Origin of the sequence: Dietzia sp. SYD-A1 (genome assembly GCF_015356725.1) — a bacterium.
Lineage (GTDB): Bacteria > Actinomycetota > Actinomycetes > Mycobacteriales > Mycobacteriaceae > Dietzia.
This window is the reverse complement of sequence record NZ_JADDKI010000289.1, coordinates 1-1,932: the sequence shown is the minus strand read 5'-3', so window position 1 is coordinate 1,932 and position 1,932 is coordinate 1. Positions and strand designations below refer to the sequence as shown.

Annotated in this window: 2 protein-coding genes; both read right to left on the bottom strand. The window is 72.2% G+C overall.

The genetic code is table 11. The annotated features are described in order from the left end of the window. Window positions 1-25: 25 nt before the first annotated feature. Entirely contained in the window at window positions 26-832 is an 807-nt protein-coding gene (locus tag IY392_RS12225; protein WP_194861362.1) for a glycosyltransferase, read from the bottom strand. Window positions 833-872: 40 nt separating this feature from the next. Then, window positions 873-1,932: alpha-hydroxy-acid oxidizing protein (locus IY392_RS12220; protein WP_194861361.1), on the bottom strand; the 1,060-nt coding region annotated here is incomplete at its 5' end.

The window sequence follows — 1,932 nt, the reverse complement described above, 5'->3', positions numbered from 1 at the left end:
CCTGAACCAGCCCGCAGCGCGCGGCTCAGCGGTGGAAGAGCCGCCGGTAGGCCGCGTTCATGGCGGGAGCGGGCAGCCGTCGGTAGGCGTTGCGCGCGAGGTAGTTGGCCACGGCGCGGGGGCGGGAGATCATGCCCGCGTCGAGGAGGGTGCGCTGGATGATCCGCTCGGACGCGGTGAGCGCGCGGCTCTTGCGACGGCTGAACTGGGCGGGCGTGACCCGGAACCGCACGAGCGGTTCGGGCAGGTTGTGGAGGCGGTACCCGGCGCCGATCAGCCGGATCATCAGGTCGTAATCCTCCTGGTACGGGACGGTGCGGTACCCCCCGACGGCACGGATGGCCTCGGTTCGCGCGAGCAGGGACGGGTTGTTGACCGGGTTGTTGATGCGCGCGTAGTGGGCGATGTCCTCGTGCTCGGTCGGCAGGGCACGCAGGGCCGTGGGACGCTCCGGATCGGCGTCGAACTCGAGCATCGCCGACCCCAGGACATCCACCCCGAGCGCGCGGGCGGCGTCGAGTTGACGCTCGAACCGCTCGGGCAGGGAGATGTCGTCGGCGTCCTGGCGGGCGACCCAGCTGGTGCGGACCTCGTCGAGCCCGCGTTGTGACGCCGCCGCGGCGCCCGAGTTCTCGGGGAGGGCGAACCTGCGCAGTCCGGGGGTGGAGTCGAGCACCTCCATCAGCGCTGGCGACAGGGGGCCGTCCTCCACCACGACCACTTCGGCCGGCTGGACGGTCTGAGCGTGCACGCTGGCCAGGGCGTCGCGCAGCTGTGAGGGCTCGATCGCGTGGTAGACGGTGAGCAGGACGGTCAGTTCGGGGTCCCGCATGGGCTCCTCCCTCTCGATCCGACGAGCCGACGCGACCCTCTCAGGCCAGCAACGAGCCGTCCACGTCGTCCCACGAACGCGCGCCGCACAGCGACAGCGTGAGGTCGATCTCGGCGAGCAGGTTGTCGAGCACCTCGCCGACCCCCTTCTGCCCGGCGATGGCCAACCCGTAGATGTGGGGCCGCCCGATGGTCACGGCGTCCGCGCCGCACGCCATGGCCTTGACCACGTCGGTGCCGTTGCGGATGCCGGAGTCCAGCAGCAGGGTCGGCTCGGAGCCGACGGCCTCGCGGATGCGCACGAGGGCGTCCAGGGTGCCGATGGACCCGTCCACCTGCCGGCCTCCGTGGTTGGAGACCATGACCGCGTCGACGCCCATGTCCAGGGCCCGCCGGGCGTCGTCCGGGTGCAGGACGCCCTTGAGCACGACCGGCAGGCGGGTCCGGTCCCGCAGGGTGGCGATGTGGTCCCAGTTCAGCGCGGGATTCGAGAACGTGTCGAGGAAGGTCTGGACGGCGGCGCGGGTCTCCGGCGCGCTGAGGTTCCGGCGGAACCCACCCGGGTGGTTCCGGGCCATCTCGAGCAGCGTCACGATGGCCCTGGGGGTGACCTTGACCGCCTCCGGCTCCGGGCCGGATCCCGGCTCGGCCTCCTGCGCGACCCGCTCGGCCACCATCTCGACGAAGCGTGGATCCGAGGTGTACTGCGCGATCCCGACCCCGCGCGTGAACGGCAACGAGCCCAGGTCCAGATCCCAGGGACGCCACCCCAGCGTCGTGGTGTCGAGGGTGACGACCAGCGCGCCGGCGCCCGCGGCCTCCGCCCGGGAGATGAAGCTGTCCACGAGCTGCTCGTCCCTGCTCCAGTACAGCTGGAACCAGCGCGGCGCGTCCTTCATGGCCGCGGCGGTGGCCTCCATCGGCGACGAACCCTGCGAGGACAGGATGTACGGCAACCGGCGCTCGGCCGCGGCGCGGCCGATGTGCACGTCGGCGTCGCGGCGCACCAGTCCCGCCGCGCCGATGGGGGCGACGAGGACGGGCGCGGGGAGCCTCTGCCCGAGCACCTCCGTCGACAGATCGCGCTGCTCGGTGCTGCGC

What these genes read in the sequence shown, in the direction of transcription:
- IY392_RS12225 (WP_194861362.1), bottom strand. Translation starts at nt 832, where the DNA reads ATGCGGGACCCCGAACTGACCGTCCTGCTCACCGTCTACCACGCGATC.